At 70.8% G+C, this 19,717-nt stretch carries 16 protein-coding genes and 1 tRNA gene; 9 read left to right on the top strand and 8 right to left on the bottom strand.

From position 1 onward, the window contains the following. Positions 1-398 precede the first annotated feature (398 nt). A complete protein-coding gene (locus Vau01_RS63760; RefSeq protein WP_239152093.1) occupies positions 399-1,124 on the top strand; it encodes a TIGR02611 family protein in 726 nt (241 codons plus the stop codon). Positions 1,125-1,192: 68 nt separating this feature from the next. Then, a tRNA-Val gene (locus Vau01_RS34795) sits at positions 1,193-1,264 on the top strand. 309 nt (positions 1,265-1,573) lie between these two features. Here the strand turns inward: Vau01_RS34795 and Vau01_RS65360 are convergent. Both Vau01_RS65360 and Vau01_RS65355 read right to left on the bottom strand, forming a co-directional pair. Then, on the bottom strand, positions 1,574-1,801 hold the full coding sequence (locus Vau01_RS65360; RefSeq protein WP_373320344.1) for a LexA family protein: 228 nt from the start codon (positions 1,799-1,801) through the stop codon (positions 1,574-1,576). Then, positions 1,798-2,031: a LexA family protein gene (locus Vau01_RS65355; RefSeq protein ID WP_373320343.1), complete on the bottom strand. Its 234-nt coding sequence runs from the start codon at positions 2,029-2,031 to the stop codon at positions 1,798-1,800. The genes Vau01_RS65360 and Vau01_RS65355 overlap by 4 nt, the downstream gene beginning before the upstream one ends. On the opposite strand from Vau01_RS65355, the gene Vau01_RS65350 reads away from it, so the two are divergent. After that, entirely contained in the window at positions 1,933-2,292 is a 360-nt protein-coding gene (locus Vau01_RS65350; protein ID WP_373320342.1) for a DnaB-like helicase N-terminal domain-containing protein, read from the top strand. The genes Vau01_RS65355 and Vau01_RS65350 overlap by 99 nt on opposite strands. 539 nt (positions 2,293-2,831) lie before the next feature. Here Vau01_RS65350 and Vau01_RS34780 read toward each other — a convergent pair. Genes Vau01_RS34780 through Vau01_RS34765 form a run of 4 tightly spaced genes read right to left on the bottom strand, consistent with a single transcriptional unit; the run spans position 2,832 to position 4,460 of the window. Next, positions 2,832-3,242, bottom strand: a complete 411-nt coding sequence (locus tag Vau01_RS34780) for a hypothetical protein (RefSeq protein ID WP_204001805.1) — start codon at positions 3,240-3,242, stop codon at positions 2,832-2,834. 35 nt (positions 3,243-3,277) lie between these two features. Further along, on the bottom strand, positions 3,278-3,925 hold the full coding sequence (locus tag Vau01_RS34775; RefSeq protein WP_204001804.1) for a hypothetical protein: 648 nt from the start codon (positions 3,923-3,925) through the stop codon (positions 3,278-3,280). Beyond that, positions 3,922-4,182 carry a hypothetical protein gene (locus tag Vau01_RS34770; protein ID WP_204001800.1) on the bottom strand — a complete coding sequence of 87 codons (261 nt, stop codon included), beginning with the start codon at positions 4,180-4,182 and terminating at the stop codon, positions 3,922-3,924. The genes Vau01_RS34775 and Vau01_RS34770 overlap by 4 nt, the downstream gene beginning before the upstream one ends. Before the next feature lie 14 nt (positions 4,183-4,196). Beyond that, positions 4,197-4,460, bottom strand: a complete 264-nt coding sequence (locus Vau01_RS34765; protein WP_204002340.1) for a hypothetical protein — start codon at positions 4,458-4,460, stop codon at positions 4,197-4,199. 251 nt (positions 4,461-4,711) lie between these two features. Here Vau01_RS34765 and Vau01_RS34760 point away from each other — a divergent pair, with 251 nt between their 5' ends. The 5 genes from Vau01_RS34760 to Vau01_RS34740 all read left to right on the top strand — a co-directional run bounded on the left by Vau01_RS34760 (position 4,712) and on the right by Vau01_RS34740 (position 15,464). Beyond that, positions 4,712-7,321, top strand: coding sequence for an FtsK/SpoIIIE domain-containing protein (locus Vau01_RS34760; RefSeq protein WP_204001797.1), 2,610 nt, complete (start codon positions 4,712-4,714; stop codon positions 7,319-7,321). A gap of 190 nt (positions 7,322-7,511) precedes the next feature. Then, complete coding sequence (locus tag Vau01_RS34755; RefSeq protein ID WP_204001794.1) at positions 7,512-7,811, top strand: hypothetical protein; 300 nt, start codon at positions 7,512-7,514, stop codon at positions 7,809-7,811. Between the two features lie 2 nt (positions 7,812-7,813). Next, positions 7,814-10,156 (top strand): DEAD/DEAH box helicase, encoded by a 2,343-nt coding sequence (locus Vau01_RS34750; RefSeq protein ID WP_204001791.1) that lies wholly within the window; start codon positions 7,814-7,816, stop codon positions 10,154-10,156. 73 nt (positions 10,157-10,229) lie between these two features. Next, positions 10,230-11,141: an SEC-C domain-containing protein gene (locus tag Vau01_RS34745; protein ID WP_204001789.1), complete on the top strand. Its 912-nt coding sequence runs from the start codon at positions 10,230-10,232 to the stop codon at positions 11,139-11,141. Positions 11,142-11,243: 102 nt separating this feature from the next. Then, positions 11,244-15,464, top strand: a complete 4,221-nt coding sequence (locus tag Vau01_RS34740) for a HEAT repeat domain-containing protein (RefSeq protein ID WP_204001786.1) — start codon at positions 11,244-11,246, stop codon at positions 15,462-15,464. On the opposite strand, the gene Vau01_RS34735 is transcribed toward Vau01_RS34740, so the two are convergent. Next, a complete protein-coding gene (locus Vau01_RS34735) occupies positions 15,436-16,416 on the bottom strand; it encodes a TrmH family RNA methyltransferase (protein ID WP_204001783.1) in 981 nt (326 codons plus the stop codon). The two genes, Vau01_RS34740 and Vau01_RS34735, sit on opposite strands and share 29 nt — an antisense overlap. After that, the gene (locus tag Vau01_RS34730) at positions 16,413-17,111 is read right to left on the bottom strand and encodes a hypothetical protein (protein ID WP_204001780.1); all 699 of its coding nucleotides are present in this window, start codon (positions 17,109-17,111) and stop codon (positions 16,413-16,415) included. Before Vau01_RS34730 ends, Vau01_RS34735 begins: the two co-directional genes overlap by 4 nt. A gap of 120 nt (positions 17,112-17,231) precedes the next feature. Between Vau01_RS34730 and Vau01_RS34725 the strand changes: the two genes are divergently transcribed. Continuing rightward, positions 17,232-19,577, top strand: a complete 2,346-nt coding sequence (locus Vau01_RS34725) for an acylase (protein WP_204001778.1) — start codon at positions 17,232-17,234, stop codon at positions 19,575-19,577. The last annotated feature ends 140 nt before the right edge of the window (positions 19,578-19,717 follow it).

Here is a 19,717-nt window from a genome sequence, read left to right as displayed (position 1 = left end):
CCGCTCTCGACTTCGCCCGGTATGGTGTCTGATGGGCTACAGTCTCGGGTCTGTCCCTATATGTTCTTGCTGTGTTTTTGTTTCACTTCGCGCTTGTGTGCCGCTTTTTTGCTGCTTGTCCGCTGCGGAGTCAGCCGCTTGTCTGTTGCCTTGTCAGCTGCCTTGTCTGCCGCTTCGTCTTGCCGCTTGTCAGCTGCCTTGTCCGCTTCGTTGTCAGCCGCTTGTCAGCTGCCTTGTCTGCCGGTTGTCTGCCGCTTTGTCCGCGCTTTGTCTGCCGAGCCGGCAACGCGATGTCAATGCGGTAACGCCCGGCGCCTGCAGGCGGTGACGGCTCTCCGGGTTGTGTCCGGGTTTCGCCCGGTGCCGGGCGGGGGATTGGTCACGTAGCTTTGGGCAGCGTGGAACGCTCCCGTGCTGCCTCTTCTTCCGCGTCTTCCCCTGGCATCTTTTCCGGGGCATCTCCTGCCGCCTCCTCTGCGGGGTCTCCTGCGGCCTCTTCTGGTGCCTCCCCGGCTGCGTCCTCTAGCGCCTCTCCAGCCGCGTCTCCCGGGGCCTCCTCTGCCGCCTCTCCCGAGGCCGCTCCTGCCGCGTCTCCCGGGACCTCCCCTGCCGCGCCCTCTGGCGCCTCCCCGGCCGCAGCCTCTGGAGCCTCCCGTGCCGCGTCCTCTGGCACCTCTCCTGCCGGCTCCTCCGCGGGCGGTGCTGGGGCGACCAAACCGCGCCGCTGGCGCCGGACGCGAGCCCGGGCCCGAACCGCCAGACTTCGGGTCTACGCACTCCCTGGCGGCCGAACCATCTTCAGGGTCGGCATCGCCGCACTGGGTGGCCTGATCGTCGCCCTGGGGCTGGTACTGGTCCCCCTACCCGGCCCCGGCTGGGCGATCGTGTTCGGGGGCCTGGCAATCTGGGCGATAGAGTTCGCGTGGGCCGCCCGCCTGCTCCACTGGGTCCGGCGCCAGGTCCGCAACTTCACCCAGATGATGAAGCGCCTGCACTGGTCCCTCCGGGCCGCATCCAGCGTGGCGGTGATCGCGGTGCTGCTGTCGATCGCGTGGCTGTGGGTCAAGCACCAGTACGGCTTCGAGACGCTGAGCCAGTTCTGGGAGTACATCACCACCCACTGATCCGCCGGTCGGACGGGGATACCGGTGTGCGTGTGGGGGGCGGGATCGGGTACAGTCCGTGGGGTCCCGGGCGATTAGCTCAGCGGGAGAGCGCTTCGTTCACACCGAAGAGGTCACTGGTTCGATCCCAGTATCGCCCACTCCATTTCCGCAGGTCAGAGGCCAGATTCCCAGCCTGGGAATCTGGCCTCAAGATCTTTGTCCGCAGATTCCGCCGGCATCTGGCCGATTTTGGCGGCAGATCGGACCGGGCGGGTGCTCGTTGGCACAGTCCCTCTGACGCCGGCCGTCACCCAATGCGGGACTGCCGCGCCGTTGATTCCGGGCAGCCTTGGAGCTCGCATGTCGATCATGATCTCAGCTGATCGAGCGAGACCCTGGGCCCTACCGCGCGCGAACGTGGCACTGCGAGCGGGCGCGACCTACGGCGCGGATGAGGTGGCGCGGGGCTATGGCGCCACAGGACGCAGACGACGTTGCCGAGGATGGTGGCGTGGTCGCGGGATGGGCCGGTACTCCGGGTTGCGGGGCGCGGGTTCGGTGCAACCGTTGCGAGTGCGGCGGTAGACCTTGACGGTCGCTTCGCCGTCGAGCATGGCCGCGACGACATCTCCGCTTTCAGCGATCGGTTGTTGGTGGAAGACCGTGTCTCCATCGCAGATGGCGCCGTCGATCATCGAGGCACCGCACACGCAGAGGGCGAACAGGTCGCCCGTGCCCGACCAGGGAGGCAGGCAGGGTCAGTTCCTCCTCGACATGTTGCTCGGCGAGCCGGCGGCAAATGGTGCCCAGCAAGGAGGGTCGCGAGGTGGTGTGCGACCGAGGAGTGCGAGCCCAACCCGACAGCGGCGCCGAACTCCCGGACGGTCGGCGGGTATCCGTTGCGCTCCGCCCAGTAGCAGATCACGGTGAGGATGCTGCGCGACTCGCAGTTCAGATTCCGGCGGCCCTGGCAGACCGCGAAGACGCCCTACTCGGGGGACTCCTTCAACATCCTGAGCAGGTCGACGACGTCGCCGCGTTCCTTCCGGCCGAAGCGGTCACCGACCCGGAACGGCGAAGCTCATACAAGGCCATCCTCGTTTTGGCCGAGACGGCCGAATCTATCGATGAAGTCATCGTCGCCTGGGACTCGAATGCCAACGCGCCGAGGCCCGGCCGTTCCTGACCGGCCCGGCTTGGGCTCGCCTGGCGTCTCTCCAAACGAATCCGACCTTGCCTACCTGGAGCTGCTTGCAGCTGCGCCGGTGCAGGCGACCGCGTCGAGACTGGGCGAGCCATACTCGCGGATCACCTTCGCAGGAGTCTCGGACATCGCCACCCGGACCTCGGCGTGGCTGACCAGCTCCACGGATCGACCGGCAGGTAGCCGTGGTTATGAACATCGATCCGACCGGCTCCGCCGCCGATCAATTGTGGCGTGAACGCACGGGCGCCGGGTGTTTCACCGACGACTGGGCGGGCCCTCCGGTTGGTCCGTCGACGTCATTCGTGTCGCCTTCAAAAGAACCCGTCGAGTCCCGCCCCAGACATCTTGAGTCGAGTGCCATTGGCCTCGGCGTCACCGCCGACCATCGTTCGCAGGTATTCAACCAAGTCCGCGATGGTTATCTAGTCACAGAACCCAGCAGCGGGGCTCCAAGTCGAGGATCGCAAATGACACACCAAGGATGGTATGGGCGCGCCGTCGATACCCTTTGAAACGGATCAATCAATTTCCAGCCTAGCAGACGCGAGCTTCTTTGCCTCCGCAAAGAAGCTGTCGAGCTCCACGTCTGACATATTGGATCTAGTGAGCACCGCATAGACGACAGCCGTCTCCACGTGGCCCAGCATTTCCTGATCCAATGCGTTGGTGTCGATATCCATATCCTCGTCCAATACCGAGCGGATCAACCGCTCGGCCATAACTGGGTCGATGCTGGGGCCGTCATCGCCCACCCATGCTCGAATATCCGCAACGAATCGCACGATCTCACCCGCGTCGGCTGGCCTCTTGAAGTAACGATCAACTGCCAGGTAGAAGCAGTACGCCAGAAAGATAGGCCAGCCCGTCCATCCCTCCGCGTCGAGCTTGCGCTCGATGCGGTCGTTGGCCTCCGCGTCTCCCTTCACCATTGTCCGAAGGAATTCCGCCAGATCGTTTGATACCACTATGGGCTCCTATCGCGTAGTTGCTTCCATCGTTGCTTGATTGCTTTGCCAGCTACGACTGCAGCGAGCGCCGCGGCAACCACCGCCGCCGTAGCGTCCGCTGCTGAGCTATGCGGTTGTGTCGGCGCCTGAGAGTGCGGTACCGCCGTCTGCGGCACTCCGCTTCCTGCCGGTGCGTCGCCGGTCTTCGACCGGACGATCTTGCTCCAGGTCTTCGCGCCCCCCTCGATCGGTTTTCCAACCTCGGCGACACTGTCCTTCACCTCGTCGGCCTTCTTACTGGTACGACGAAACCAGCGGTCCGCTCCGTGTTCCTCTGACTCCGCGACCACCCGCTCGCCATGCGGCATCGTGTCGTCGGAACGACTTCCGAGCCCGGAACCCGGGGCGATGATGTCGGCGTAGTCGGCGAAGTCCTGGATGGCCTGGGTCAGCAGCACGGCGACCTTCCGGAGGTCTTTGCCGCCAGTGTCCGCGCCGGTGATGGCGCTGCGCATGTCGGTGTCCTGGGTGCCTGTGCCGGCCTCGTTGAATGCGGCGTGGGCGTCGGTGACGTGCGCCTTGGCCCGCATGACGGCGACTACCGCCTGGTCGATCTCCGCGATGACCGTCTTCAGCTGGGTCAGGACATCCTCGACCGAGGTCATCCGATCCGCCTCACGTAGGCCTCGGCGGACTGGATCGAGGTGCTGAGGAGATTCACGATTCTCTCGATGTCCTGTTTGGCCTGGTCGAGTTTGGCGAGGCCGCCGGTGACCTTCGGATGCTGGCTGTCGTGGGTGGTGTGCTGGGCGCCGCCGAGTGCGTCGTCGATGGTGTCGGTCACCTTGGCGAGCAGGCCGATGGCGATGTCGGCGTCTCGCGTTCCAGCGGCGATCTGCGCCTTGACCTGCCCGACGTCCATGTCGACCGACCCTCCTAGCCGAGGACCCCGATGTAGTCCTGAGCGGCCTGCGCGGTCGCGTGGGCTCGGTTGACCGCCTCCCCGAGGAGCTGTTTCTGCTGCTCCGCGGCGGCGATCGCCTCCTGCACCTTCGGGTGGTTGGTGCCCCGGGCTGCGGCCTGGAGCATGGCGATCGTCTCGTCGACCCCCGCGATGCAGGCCCGGGCCTGTTGGCCGGTTTCCTGAGCATGCTGGGCTGCCTGCATGAGGGCCGCTTTGACCTCTTCGACGCTTGCCACGGTCAGGGCATTCCTTCCTGCTGAAGGATCGACGCGCACAGGTCCACCGCGGACCTGATCACCGTGAGGCTACCGAGGAGCGGCGAACAAGTCCCGCGCCCCGTGCCGGCCACGATGCCGGCACACACAGTATCGAAGTCATATCGCACCGTGGGGTCGCCTGCCGGCGAACGGACGCGCACAGATCGTCACATGCAGTTGCCGTTGGGTAGGCTCCATGCCGGCTTCGATGTGCGAGCGGTGGGAGCGTCATGGCGTCTGCGTCGTCGAGTTTCAACCGGGCTGTGGCGTTGCACCGGGAGGCGTCCGCGCATACCGAGGCGGCCAGGGCGGAACTTGCCCGGCGGGAGTCACTTGCTCCGGCGTCCAGCCATGCGGCGACCTACGCGCGGTTGGCCGAGCAGCTCAACGCCGCCGCCGCGTCGATCCTGCCGGGCTGGCTCGGCTGCGATCTCGACGGTTCGGCCCGCTCGCGCAAGATGGGAATCAACGCCCAACTCGGCCGGTCGATGCACGTTCGGATCGGTACCGCGAGCCCAGCTCCGGGGGCCGCGTTCCTCGTACCCGCGCCATTCCTCGGCGCCGGTCACATCGCGATCGACCGCGACGCCCGGGATCCTCAGGTGGCGGGCTGGCTGCAAGGGCTCCTCCTACGTGCGCTGGCCGCGCTTCCCGAGGGCGCGCTGCGGGTCCTGCCGGTCGACGGTGGCACGTTGGGCGCCGTGTTCGCGCCGTTCCGACAGCTGGTCGAGGCCCAGGTGTGGCGCCGGCCAGTCATCGACGTCGATGGTCTGCGAGCGGTCCTCGACGAGGCGGAGGAGCAGATCGGCGTCTCCCAGTCCGGCTCGGCCCACGAATTGCCGTACCTGCTCATCGCCTCCGGTGCGCTACCGGCCGGCTGCGGCGGAGGCGACCATGCCCGGCTGGCCGCCATCGCGCATGCGGGCCCTGCCGCCCGGGTCCATCTGTTGCTGGCCGGGTATCCACCGGCCGGTCCGGCGGGCTTCAACTCGCCGCCCCGCCTGGACTACACGACCTACATGACTGAACAAGACGACCTGTTCACCATGTCGGAACCCCCGGGACGCGAGCAATTGGACGCCCACAGCGGTGGCCTGGCCTGCCCGGTCCACCTCGCCGCCGGTCCCGTCGACGGGCTGATCGAAGCGATCTGCCGGCCGTTGGCGTCCGCCGCCCGGGTGCAGCACTCGGTCGACTTCACCTCGTTGATGCCGAAGGACATCTGGACCGAGTCCTCCGCCGGCGGGTTGCGGGTCACCATCGGTCGTGAGGGACGCGGCTGGTGCGAACTCGGCCTCGACGACGTGACGCCGCACTGGCTGGTCGGCGGCCGGACCGGATCCGGCAAGACGGTCTTCCTCCTCGACGTGCTGTACGGCCTGGCCAGCCGGTACAGCCCGGACGAGCTGGTGATGTACCTGCTCGACTTCAAGGAAGGCGTCTCCTTCGCCGACTTCACCCCGACCCCGATCGACGGCACCTGGATCCCCCACGCGCGCACCGTCGGCATCGAGTCCGACCGCGAGTACGGCATGGCGGTACTGCGCGAGCTGTCCCGGGAGATGAACCGGCGGGCGCTGGAACTGAAGAAGGCCGGCGTCACCCGCATCGTCGACCTGCGCGCCGGCCGGCCCGATCTCGCCATGCCACGCATCGTCGCGGTCATCGACGAGTTCCACGTCCTGTTCATCGGCAACGACCGCCTCGCAACCCAGGCCGCCGCCGCGCTGGAGGACCTGGCGCGCAAGGGCCGCTCCTACGGCATCCACCTCATCCTCGCCTCACAGACCATCGCCGGCGTGGAAGCCCTGTTCACCAAGGGCGAATCGATCTTCGGGCAGTTCCCGCTGCGGGTCGCCCTCGCCGGCGGCGGCGGTGTCCTCGACCACCTCAACGACGCCGCCGACAACGTGCCCATCGGCACCGCCGTCATCAACGACGCGGCCGGCGTCAATGGCGCCAACCGCCTGGTCCGCTTCCCGAACACCGAACCGGCCGCCGTCACCGCGCAGCGGCACCGGCTGTGGCAGTCCCGTACTCCCGGTGCCGGCCCACCGGCCGTGTTCGCCGGCTACGCCGAACAACACATCGACGACGACCCGACCTTCCAGCGCCTCAATGCCAAGGTCCGCCGCAGGCAAGCGCTCGTCGGCCGCGCCGTCGACATCGGATTGCCGGCGGCGTCGTTCACCCTCGACGCCTCCCCCGGCCGGCACATCGCAGTGCTCGGCCCCAGCGTCGTCGGCGCGGACATCCTGCACGCCGCCGCCGTGTCGCTGGCCCGCCAGCACCCACCGGGGGCGGCCACCTTCGTGCTCATGTCCCTCATCGCCGCCGCCGACCACGCCGCCGACGACACCGCCGAGAAGATTCAGGCCGCCAACCACCTCGTCGAGGTCATCGATGCCTCCGGAGTGCGCAGATACATCAAAGGACTGGCCGAAACCCTCGACTCCGCCGGGCCCACCTACCTGGTCATCTTCGGTGCCGACGCGGCGAGCGGCCTTCTCAAGATCTCCGAACCCGGCACGTTCCACACCGGACTCGACGACCTGCGCACCGTCCTGCGCACCGGACCGTCCCGCGGAGTGCATGTCCTGGGCTGGTGGCGCGGTGCGCGTCGCTTCGTCGACGACATCGGCGGCTCCACCAACCTCGAAGACGTGGCCTGCATCGTCGCGCTCAACATCTCAGGGAACGACCTGGGCACACTGATCGGCGACTACAAGCTCGAGTGGCACGCCCGCCCCAACCGGGCGATGGTCATCGACCGGCATGACCAGAAAACCCAGCTCATCGTCCCGTTCGTGCGGCCCGGGACGTACGACCAGGTCGACTGACGAGCGGGTCTTTCGGCCGAGGCGTGGGCCCTACCCCGGCTGACGGATCCCTGGTGGCAAGCGCACGGCAGTCGGGCGAGCCTGAGCAGCCCACGTGGGTTCAAAGGTCTGGTCGAGTTCGAGCGACTGGCGGAGCACAACCATCACGGCCGAGCCGGTGGGTGGCAGCGAGTCCAGTATTCTCGCGGTGATGTCGGATCTGGACCGGTTGGCCGATGGCTGTGCGTTGCTGTCCCGGGCGCAGACCCTTGCAGGCTGGGTCGGTGCGGGCAGGCCCGTCACTCCGAAGGATGTCCTGCGTCCGGGCGAGGTGTCTGATGTCGCGGCAGCGCTCGGGGTCGAGGTCCCGGCCACGGTGCGGTCCGCGGCCGATGTCGGCGACGCCCCGGTCGAAGACTGGTTCCCCGACTGCGGCCGCGACCCGACACCCTTCGACGTCGCCGAGATCAACCGGCACCTTGCCGGCGAGGACGGACCGGTGGGCTCGTAGCGGTGGCCGACGGTGAGCTGGAACGGATCCGCCGCGAGCTGGACCGCCTACGGGCGGAGAACGGCCGGCTGTCGCGTCTGCTGGACCTGCGCGGTCAGAGCACGGAGCCGTCACCGGAGCAGTTGGCTGTCGCGTCCCCGGGTCTGGTGACGATGTCGTCGCCGACGGCGGACAAGGTGGCGCTCTACCGCGACCGGTTCCGGGGTCGGTCGGATGTGTATGCCGAGCGGTGGGAAAGCGCGCGGACCGGTGCGGCCGGATGGAAGCCGGCGGTGGCCGGCGGTTGGCGCAAGGGAACAGACCGGCGCAGTGCCGTGTACCTCCCGTTGACGGCGGAGGTGGTGGACGCTCACCTGCGCGGTGACGTGTTCATCAGGTTGTACCCGTTGCTGGGCGACAACACGTGCCGGTTCGTCGTGGCCGACTTCGACGGGCAGACAGCGATGCTCGATGCCCTGGCCTACATCAAGGCTGCCCGCGCGAGCGCGGTTCCGGCGGCGTTGGAGATCTCACAGTCCGGCCGTGGCGCGCACGTGTGGGTGTTCTTCACCGATCCGGTCCCGGCGACGGTGGCCCGCTCCGTCGCAACGGTACTGCTGCACGAAGCGATCGTGCTGCGCGGCTCGATGGACCTGCGGTCCTACGACCGGCTGTTCCCGAACCAGGATGTGCTGCCGGATGGCGGCTTCGGCAATCTGATCGCCGCCCCGTTGCAGGGCGCGCGACGCCGTACGAACGGGCTGACCGTGTTCCTCGACCTCGCGACCCTGGAACCCCACGACGACCAGTGGCTGTTCCTGTCCACTGTGGACCGGCTGAGTCCCGGGGACGCCGAGCGGGTGGCACGCCGGGCGAAACGGACCCCGGTCGGCACCGAGGTCACCAGGATGAGCCGGTCGGGCGCGACCCGGGTCCATCCGCCCTTGCCGCCTGTGGTCCAGGCGGAACTCGGCGCCGCGCTCACCCTCGACGCCACGCAGCTCACCGCCGCCGCGATCGCGACGTTCAAACACGCCGCCTCCATGGCCAACCCGAAGTTCTACGAGCTGCAGCGGCTACGGAAGTCCACCTGGGACACGCCACGGTTCGTCCGCGGCTACGACGTCACCGTCGACGACCGCCTCGTGCTCCCCCGCGGATTGCGTTATACCGTCGCCGACATCGTCGAGCGGGCCGGGTCGCGGCTGGCCGTCACCGACAGCCGGAATCCCGGCCGCGAGATCGACGCGACACTCGCCGCGGACCTCACCGCCCGGCAGAGCACCGCGGTCAGCGCACTCCTGGCCCACGACGACGGCGTCCTCGTCGCCCCACCCGGCTCCGGCAAGACGGTCATGGCCTGTGCGGTCGTCGCCGAACGCGGGACGTCGACGCTCGTGCTCGTCGACCGGAAGGCGCTGGCCGAGCAATGGGCCGACCGAATCCACCAGTTCCTCGGTATGAAGCCCGGGCAGTTCGGCGGCGGCCGACGCAAACTGACCGGCGTCGTCGACGTCGCCATGCTGCCGTCGCTGGCCCGACGCGACGATATCGCCGAGTTCACCAGCGGCTACGGCCATGTCATCGTCGACGAATGTCACCACCTCGGCGCGGCGGCGTACGAACATTCGGTCAAGGGGATCGCCGCGCAGTTCTGGCTCGGCCTCACCGCCACTCCCGCCCGTCGGGACGGCCTCGGCCCCGTCGTCGCCTGGCAACTCGGCCCCGTCCGGCACACAGTCACCGATGACGACCAGGGCACCCTCGCCGCCCCGTGGGAGGGTGACAGCGGCCCGCGACGGCTGCTGTTCGTCCACGAAACACAGTTCACGACCGGTGACATCGACATGTCGGCCCCGGGCGCGCTGGCCGCCGTCCACGAGGCCCTTGCCGTCGACGAGAAACGCAACGTCACGATCGCCGACGACCTCGTATCCGCACTGGCCCGCGGGCGGAACTGCCTCGTCCTCACCCGGAGGGTCGCCCACGTCGAGGCCCTCGCCACGTTGCTTGCTGCCCGCGGACATCGGCCGATCGTGCTGCAGGGGTCGATGACCACCACCGACCGCAGAGCGGCCGTGAGCCGCCTCGCCGACGCCAAGGTCGGCGAGGGCCTACTCGTGATCGGCACCACGCCGTTCATCGGCGAGGGCTTCGACGCGCCGGCCCTCGACACGCTCTTCCTCGCCGGCCCGATCTCCTACGACGGGCTCCTCGTCCAGTGCGCCGGACGCGTCATCCGGACCGCACCGGGCAAGCACACCGCCGAGGTCCACGACTACCACGACCCGGCCGCACCGATCATCGCCGCATCCCTCCAACGCCGCATGCCCGGCTACCGCGCACTCGGCTTCACAAGGCCATGACATTTCCGCAGGTCAGAGGCCAGAATCGGACCCCCGTCGGCACCGCCCGCCCGGGTGGCTAAGGTGGCCTTTCGTGACGTCGAACCCGGTGGAGTTGGCACGGTCGCTGGAGAAGGATGCGGTTCGGTATCCGGAGGAGCGGGCGGAAATCCTGCTGGAGGCCGCCGACGCGTGGCGGATGGCCGGTGAGTACGACCGGGCTGCTTCCCTGCTGGCGGACTTGATCGAGGCCGGTGGCGAGGACGGGTGTCACGCCCGGTTCCAGCTGGCCGAGGTCTACTTCGAACGCGGTTCCGACGATCTGGCCTCGGCCGAGCTCGCATTGCTGGCGCGTGACCCGGCGCTGGACGACGGTCACTGCACCTTCGTGGCCGAACTGCTCGACGAGCGCGGTGATCTGGCCGGCGCGGCACAGTGGTACGACCGGGCCGTCGCGCGTCTCGACGACGAGACGATCGAGGATCTTCGCAAGCCGGACGGGTGGGTCAGCATGATGACCGGCGTCCTGCTGGGCAACCGGCGCGATGTCCGGGAGCGGTTGGGGTTGGCGCCGGATGCGATGGACGAGCTGGCACCGCCGCCTTCCACGCAACCTGTCGACCTGGACGGTGTCCGCGAGCGGATGGCGGCCGGCGCACGGCCGAAGGAGGTGCGCCTGCTGACGTTCCAGCGCTCCGAGCGGATCGAGGCGCAACGACGCTGGCCCGAGTACCAGGGCGAGGAGTATTACGCACTAGCCGAGCAGCAATGGCGGAAACTGGCCGACGACGGGGTGCCGTCGATCCTGGTGGTTCCGGCTCTGGTGGACGAACTGGTCGCGTTCGCCGAGCGGACCGGTGGGTCGCCCCTCGACCCGGAGGTGAAGGCGGCCTACTGCGGAACGGTGCCCGAGCAGCGGACGATCGCCTGGCCGCCGCCGCGCAACGCGGTGTGCTGGTGCGGGTCGGGGGTCAAGTACAAGAAATGCTGCGGCCGGCCGGGCTAACCGGGCGCTGTGGGACAACGGGAATCCCCACCGCGGAGGACCGTCACCCGGCTCCGCCAGGACGGGTGACGGAACTCCCGCATTGCCGCCTACCATCGACGGATGGGGTCCGAACAGCCGATGCCCGTACGGATCGCCCGGTTGCGCGCGGAGATCGGCGCCGATCCGGCCACGATCGGTCGGGTCCCGCGCGACGAGTTGGTGTACCAGGCCGTCGAAGGGCTGGTTGGCGCCGATGTCCGCGATCTCGCCGCGCTGGTCGACGTCCTCACCGGTGACGCCGATGCGGTGCTGCGTCGTGCCGGCCTTCGCCTGCTGCGCCACGGTATCCGGTCCGGGGCGCTCGCTCCCGACCGCGCGCGGGCCGGCCTCGACCGGCTGTTGCGACCCGACCCGGCGCACGGGACCAGGGCGGATCCGGCGAATGGAACCGGGGCGGATCCGACGAACGAGGCCGAGATGGAGACGCTCGCCGCGGCGCTGCGGGAACTCGCCCAGCCGTGGGCGACGCTGGATCGGGTGCCCGCCGAGCGGTTGCGTCCGCACCTCACCGGTGATCCGGCCGTCTCCGGTGCCGCGCTCGGCGCGGCCGTCCGGCACCGGCACGCCGGGTTGCTGCTCGACGCCGTGACCGACATCCGCCTGCCCGCCCGCGTCCGCCAGCACGCGCTCGGCGACCTGGGCACGCTCGCCGGCCGCGGCGAGATGCCGGCGGTCCTCGCGATCGCGGCGTCGGACCCGTTGCTGTTCGCCGAACCGGCGATCGCCTGCCTGCTCTCGATGCACCGGCGCGGGCTGTTCCCGCGCGACGAGGCGGCAGTGTCCATTGTGGACCTCGCGCTGACCGTCCACTCGGCACCGGTCGACGACGTGGCCACGATCCTGTACACGTGCCGGCACGCGGCGCTGCGCGCGCTGACCGGACCGGGCGAGGAGTCCCGCCGGCTGGCGTTGCTCGCGGCGCTCGCCCGGCAGGCGCCGGCTGACCTCCCGGTCGGCGCGGCGGTCGCCGGCCTGCTGCACCGGCTCCCACCCGCGTCGCGGGCCCGCGTCGACGCGCTCGCCGTGCTGCGCGAACTGCGGTACGAGCCGGCCGAGGAGGCGGTGCTCGACGCGCTGGTCGACCTGCCCGGCCCGGCCCTGCGCACCCTGGAAGCGATCGGCGGCCGGCGCACCGTCGAGGTTCTGGCCGGCGATCCCCCGTACCTGGCGCCGGTCCGGCGGCAGGCGCTCGAACTGCGCTGGCACCTCACCGACGACCCGGACGAGCGGCGTGCGCTCGTCGCCCGGCTGAACCCGCACGACCTGCCGCCCCGGATCGCCGCCGACCTCGGCGGGCCCGACCCGCTCGAACTCGTCGTGCTCCGCCTGGGTTTCGACGCCGACAACCCCGCCGACGCGCTCGTCCGCCTCGCCCGCACCGGCGACGCCGGCACGGTACCGATGATCACCGACCTGCTGGCCCGCGTGATCGGGGACCGGACAACCGGAGACGACGACACCGTCCCCCCGACGGTCGTGACCGCGATCCGCGAGCTCGGCGCACGGCTGCACCAACGGCGACGGATCCGCCCGGTGTGCCTGCTCGACGCGGCCGACGCCGCCGAGGCCGGCAACGCGCTCGTCACCGCGATCGCGTTCGAACTTCTCGACCGGCCCGACCGCCCGGAACGGGAACAGGCGATCCTTCTGTCCCTGCTGAGCAGAGACACGAGACGCGTGCACCGCCTGTTGTGGCACCGGGACCGCCACGTCCGCAAGCACGCGATCGCCGCGCTGGCAACCGATCCGGCCACCACCCGGGCGTTGTCGGCGAGCCTCGCCGTGCTGACCCGCGCCGACGACCCGCAGACCGTGCGGCAGGCCGTCACCGCGCTCGGCGCGGCGGGTGCCGTCTGGGCCGGCCCGCTGATCGCCGACTGCCTCGAGCATCCGGTGATGAACGTCAAGAAGGCCGCCGCGGAGGCGCTCGCCACCGCGGGCACACCGGCCGAGGTGCCGGCGATCCTCGGGTGGCTCGGCCGGCACGACAACCCCGGGCTGCGCGGTTCGCTCGGCGCCGCGCTCCGGTCCGTGCTCGGAAACGCCTGCGTGGCAACGGTTCTGGCCGCCGCCGAGAGAGCGACCGACGAACGGACCCGCGACCTCCTCCTGACCGCGCTCGATCGAATGCTCACCGTCGAGGCCGTGCACGCGATCGCCGAGCGCGGGTCGCCAGTGACGCACACGGTTCTCACGATGCTCGCCGACGGCCGACTGCGACTCGGCGAAAGCGCGGGCGCGAACGAGGGCGCGGACGACGGCGAGCGCGCGGGCGACGGTGAGGGCGCGGGCGACGGTGAGGGCGCGGATGCGGGCAACGGCGCGGGCGACAAAGCGGGCGCAGGCAACGGCGCGGGCACCGTCGCCGATCTCCGGGACCGGTTCCTCGCCCACGGGATCACGCCGCCGACCCCGGAACCGTCCGGGGAGGCGCGGCTGAGCGCCGACATCGCCACGCTGGTCGAGCACGGGTGGCGGCCCGAACCGGGCGAACGCGTCGTCGACACGTTCGTGCGGTCGCCGTACCTGTTCGGCCGCGACCGGACGGCGAAGCTGCGCCCGCTGCTCCCCCACTTCTTCGAGCTGGCCGCCGAACGCCCGGCCGCCCTGGCGCTGGCTGTCCACATTGGACGCACACCCTGGCCGGCCGGGGAGACCCGCGTCTACGTCTCGGCGGTCCGTACCCTGATCGCCGTGCTGCCCGCGATCACCCATGACGACAGGGACACCGCCCTGCGGTGGCTGGAGACGGTGGTGCCGCACCTGCCCGCGGAGGACAGGACCGAGACGGCCGAACGCATCCGGACCTTCCCGGCCACGGGGTCCGGCCGTCGTTCGGTGCTGCCGTTGCTGCGTCGGTGCGGCGCGGTTCTCACCCGGGCCGACCTCGACCGGGCCCTCGCCGCGGCGCGGGTCGGTCCGGACCCGTGGGAGGTCGAGCCGGCCGTGCTGCGGCAGGCGTTCGACACCACCGCCGGGGAGGACGACCCGATCCCGTCCCGCCGCCGGCTCGCGGCGCTCATCGCCGCCTACCCGGACGCCGACGCGACCGCGCGCCCCGCGCTCGTCGACGAGATGGTTGCGCTCCAGCCGCTCGGCGCTCCACAGTGGACGATCACCGAGCGCGCGACCGTACGCCACGTCGAACGGCGGGACACGGACCTGCCGCGCTCGGCGGCGCTGCGCCGGCGGTTGCTCGCCGACCTCGACGCCCCCTCGCCCGGCGACCGGCTTGCCGCCGCCCGCACGCTGCTGACGTGGCCCGAACCCGCGGCCCGCAACGCCGTGCTCGCCGCATACCTGGCCGGCCGGATCGACGGCGTCGACCTGCCGCCGCTCGCCGCCGCACTGTCCACGATGGACCTCGAAACCCTCACACCGGACCGGTACGAGCGGGCCGCCCGCGTCATCTTCCACGTCGACCGCGACGACCGGCACCGGCTGCTGCCGCACCTGCTCCGCTGGTGGCGGGAGACCGGCAACCCGACGGTCCGGAACGAGCTCCGGCGGATCGACCCCGATGCGCTCGCGCTCGCCATCCAGGACCCGCTGGCGGCCGGCGCGTGGAGCCTGCTCGACCTCCTCGACGGCCAACGGGTGACCGCCACCCCGGCGTTCACCCGCGTGCTGCGACGGATCCGCGAGGCCGGCCGGCCCGACAACGTCGTTCTCGTCGACGGTCCGCTGCGGGAACCGGACGCGCTCGGCACCGACCTGGCCGCACTCGCCGCGCTGCGCGTCGCCGCCCCGCCGGCCGAACCGGAACCGACCCGCGCCGCCCTGTTCGAGACGGCACGCACCGGCGACGACGCACCGGCCCGCCGGGCGCTGGCCCGGCTGGCCGAGATCGACGAGGACCGCGGCGCCGTCCGCGACGCCGCCGACCCGGAACTGGCCGCGCTGTTGGGCGACCTCGTGCGCCACCCGCGGCGGCGGATGCGGCTGCTCGCCCACCGCACGGCGCGCCGCCTGCTCGACCGGGACACCTACCTGCGGTACACCGCGGACCTGCTCGCGGACACGCAGCCCGACATCGTGCGCGCGGCGCTCCGGACGTTGTCGCACGGCGGCTACCTGCCCGCCATCCGGGCCGCGGTGGACCTGGTGGACCACACCGACCCGGTCATCCGGCAGGCGGCCGACGCTGCGCTCGTCCACTATGGACTGTCCGCGGCGCCGGCACTCACCCACGCGATGGCCCGGGCCCGGCCGGACCGGCGGCGCCGCTACGCCGAGCTTCTCGACCGCATCACTAGTACGCCCGCAGTTCCGACGGAGTGACGAGGTCGGCGTCGGGCGGGGTGAGGGCGAGCGTGCTCTCGTGCGCGAAGGGCCCGCGGCCGGGCCGGGCAGGAGGCCGGATTCCCAACTGCCGCGCGGCTTCCGCGAGCACGATGCTGGCGACGAGCCGGTACCGGCAGCCCCCGCCGGGCAGCTCGACGCGGGCGAACCCGGTGGCGCCGCCGGCGTACCCGCCGGTCTCCTCGTCGGGAATGACGAGCAGCGCGCCGGTCAGATCGACCCGGTGCACCGGTGGGCCGGCGACCCGGGTGCCCGCGACGATGACACGCCGGTGACCGTCGACCGATCCGTCCGGCACCACGCGCAACGGGTTGCGGTGGCTGCGCGCGGCCGCCCGGCCCTCGGTGCGCACCGGACGCGGCGTGCCGAACCACACCTTCTCGCGGTCGTCGAGACCGACCGTCTGCCAGCCGAACGCGGCGGCCGTGCGCAGCGCGCTGCCGGCCTCGACATGATCGCCCGGGCCGGCGAGCAGCACCGCGGGGCGCCGCGCTTCCGCACGCGACGAGCGCGGGCTGCGCCGACCGGTCGCGCCGAGCAGGTAGTACATCGCGACCGCGGCCGCCGCGGCGACGTTGAGCGTGTTGATGCCGCGACCCGACGTCGGGATCTGCACGCTCGACCCGGCGGCCGCCAACAGGTCGGGCCGGATGCCGCGGCGCTCGTTACCGACCACAATGGACGGTCGACCCGCCGGCAGCCGCGCGGTGAACACCGATTCGGCGCCGGGCGTGTTCTCGACCGCCACGATCGGCCGGGCCCGCAGTTCGCCGAGATCGGTGCCGGCCAACGGCTCGCCGTGCCACCGGCCGGCCAGATCGCGCGTGTCGCGGAACCGGCACGGCACGCCGAACATCGCGGCGACGTCGAGCAGCGCCCGCGCGTTGGCCGGGTTCTCGACCCCGTCGCCGACGAGATCGGCCCGGCTCACGCAACCGTCCACAGTGGACTCAACGCCGCACGGCAGGCCGCGGCGTAGGCGTCGGCGCGGCGTTCGTGGTCGGCGGTGCGCATCCGCCGGTCGCCGTGGTCGAGAACGTGATGGCCGATCTCGTGCATGAGACCGTCGAAGAGGACGAAGTCGCGCAACGCACGGTCGGTCCATTCGACGAGAACATGTGACGCCGTGGCGCGTACCCGGGCGCCGGCCCGCTCGAGCCGTTCCCCGGCCGCAGCCGGCAGCCGCCCGGCGAGGAGCCACGGCGGGTCGGGCTGTTCGAACAGCACGACGACGCCCGGCGGCACGTACCCGGCGACCCGGATGCCGGGCCCGGCCCCCGCGGCGCGCTGCCGCAGCGAGATCCGACGCAGGCCGTACCGCGCCGGCGGACCGAAGAACTCCAGCACCCGCGCGAGATCGGCGGCGGTGGCGGGGTGGCGGAACCCGGGCCGCGGACGGCCGACGCGGATCTCGACCCGGTGCCCGTCGGCCGGCGCGAAACCGGCCGGCGCGAAACCGGCCGGCACGAAACCGGCCGGCGCGAAACCGGCCGGCGCGAAACCGGCGGACGCGAAACGGGCCCGGCGTCGGGACACGCGTGGCTCGTCGGTGCGGCGGCGACGCGGTGCGGCGACCCGCCGCGCGGCGCGCAGCGGGTACGGGTCGGTGTGCAAACTGCGACTCATCGCCCCGATTGGTATCAGGGACGACCCCGACGCCACCACCGGTTTCCACCCGTCTCATCGACACATGGGCCTCCGTCGTGATACCTCCTAGGGTCAACCGCCCGAGGCAAGGAGGCTTCGATGGTCCGGCTGGGTGTACGAGTCATCGCTGTGGGTGCGGCAACGGTGGTGCTGGCCGCGTTGGCCGGTCCGCCACCGGCCGTCGCCTCGGGGCATCGGCCAGAAAGTCAGGCACAACTGCGGGCGAAGATCCAGCGGGCGTCGTACGGCGTCCCGCACATCACCGCCGACAGCTTCGCGGGCCTCGGCTACGGCGTCGGCCACGTGCAGGCCGAAGACAACATCTGCGTCATCGCCGACCGCGTGGTCACCGTCGACGCGCAGCGGTCGCGGTACTTCGGCGGCACCGGCCCGGCCGATGCGAACGTGCGCAGCGACCTCTTCTACCAGAAGGCGAAGGACGACCGCATCGCCGAGAGCTGGCTCCACGGCCGGCCCGACGGCGTCGACGCGCCCTCCCGGCAGGCCCGCGATCTCGTGCGCGGCTTCGTGGCCGGCTACAACGCATACCTGCGAAAGGTCGGGGTGACGGGCATCAGCGACCCGGCGTGCCGCGGCAAGGCCTGGGTGCGTCCCCTCACCGAGCTCGACATGTGGCGGGGGAACTGGGCGAGCATCGTCCGGGCGAGTTCCCGTGCGGTACTCGACGGCATCGTCCTCGCCGCGCCACCGGCGGCGGGCGCACCCGCGTCCACCGAAGCCCTTGACCCGATGGCCGCGACCGCCGCGATCGACGCCGCCACGGCGAATGCCGGCAGCAACGCGTACGGTCTCGGCCGCGGCGCGACCGCCGGCGACGGCGGCATGGTGCTGGCGAACCCGCACTTCCCGTGGGACGGCGCGGAGCGCTTCTACCGCATGCACCTGCGGATCCCGGGCGTGTACGACGTGGAGGGCGCCGCGCTCATCGGCGACCCGATCGTCGAGATCGGACACAACGCCACGCTCGGCTGGAGCCACACCGTTTCCACCGCCCGGCGGTTCGTGTGGCACCGGCTGACGCTCGCACCCGGCGACCCGACTTCGTACATTGTGGACGGTCAGGCCGAGAAGATGCGCCGCCGCGACGTCACCGCGGCGGGCATCACGAAGACGTTCTACGACACGCGGTACGGCCCCGTGGTCGTCGTTCCCGGGTCGTTCCCCTGGACCACCACCACCGCGTTCGCGATCACCGACGCCAACACCACCAACAACCGCACCCTCGACGGATGGCTGCGGATGGGCCAGGCGCGCACCGTCCGCGACCTCCGCGCGGTGCTCGACCGGCACCAGTTCCTGCCGTGGGTCAACGTGATCGCCGCCGACTCGACCGGCACCGCGCTCTACGGCGACCACTCGGTGATCCCGCGGGTCACCCAGGAACTCGCCGACGCCTGCATCGACGCGCCGTTCAAACCCCTGTACGCGAGCAGCGGCCAGGCCGTGCTGGACGGTTCGCGCACCGCATGCGCGCTGGGCGCCGACCGCGATGCCGCCGTTCCCGGGATCCTCGGGCCGAAGCGGTTGCCTGTGCTGGTGCGCAGCGACTACGTCACCAACTCGAACGACAGTTACTGGCTCGCGAACCCGGCGCAGCCGCTGACCGGCTTCCCCCGCATCATCGGCAACGAGGGGACGCCGCGCAGCCTCCGCACCCGCGTCGGGCTGGAGCAGGTGCAGAAGCGGATCGCCGGCACCGACGGGCTGCCCGGCCGCGAGTTCACGTCGCAGTCGCTGTGGGACGTCACGTTCGGAAACCGCGTGTACGGCGGCGAACTCGTGCGCGACGACCTCGTCCGCGTCTGCACGGCCAACCCGGTCGCGACCGCGAGCAACGGCGCGAGCGTCGACCTGACGGCCGCCTGCGGGGCGTTGCGGGGCTGGAACCTCACGGCGAACCTCGACAGCCGCGGCGTGGCGGTGTTCCGCGAGTTCGCGCTCGCCGGCGGCATCCTGTTCAGCGATCCCATGACCGATCCCGTGAACACACCGCGCCACCTGGCCGCCGACGACCCGCGGGTGCGCACCGCCCTCGCCGACGCGGTGCAGCGCCTCGCCGGGGTCCCGCTCGACGCGCCGCTGGGCGCGATCCAGACCGAACCCCGTGGCACCCAACGGATCCCGATCCACGGCGACGTCCACCAGACCGGCACGTTCAACGTCATCACCGCACCGCTCGTGGCCGGCGTCGGGTACCCGAAGATCGTGCACGGTTCGTCGTTCGTGATGGCCGTGTCGTTCGGCCGCGGCGGCCCGTCGGGGCGGCAGATCCTCACGTACTCGCAGTCGACGAACCCGAACTCGCCCTACTACGGCGACCAGACGAGGCTGTACTCCGGCAAGGGCTGGGACACCGTCAAGTACACGCAGTCCCAACTCGCCGCCGACCCGAACGTGCGCACCTACTACGTGACCGAGCGGTAACGCCCGCTCCGCAGAGGTCGATCTTGCAGTTGTGCTCGCTCAAAAACGGGGCGAACCCGGGCGAAAAGGCGAGCACAACTGCAAGATCGACCCGTGCCTGAGATTTATTGGGCGATCTTGTCGAGAATGGGGACGGGGCT

The sequence above is a fragment of the Virgisporangium aurantiacum genome (assembly GCF_016863635.1).
GTDB classification, from domain to species: domain Bacteria; phylum Actinomycetota; class Actinomycetes; order Mycobacteriales; family Micromonosporaceae; genus Virgisporangium; species Virgisporangium aurantiacum.
The sequence above is the reverse complement of the archived record's forward strand: the minus strand, read 5'-3'. Positions and strand labels throughout refer to the sequence as shown.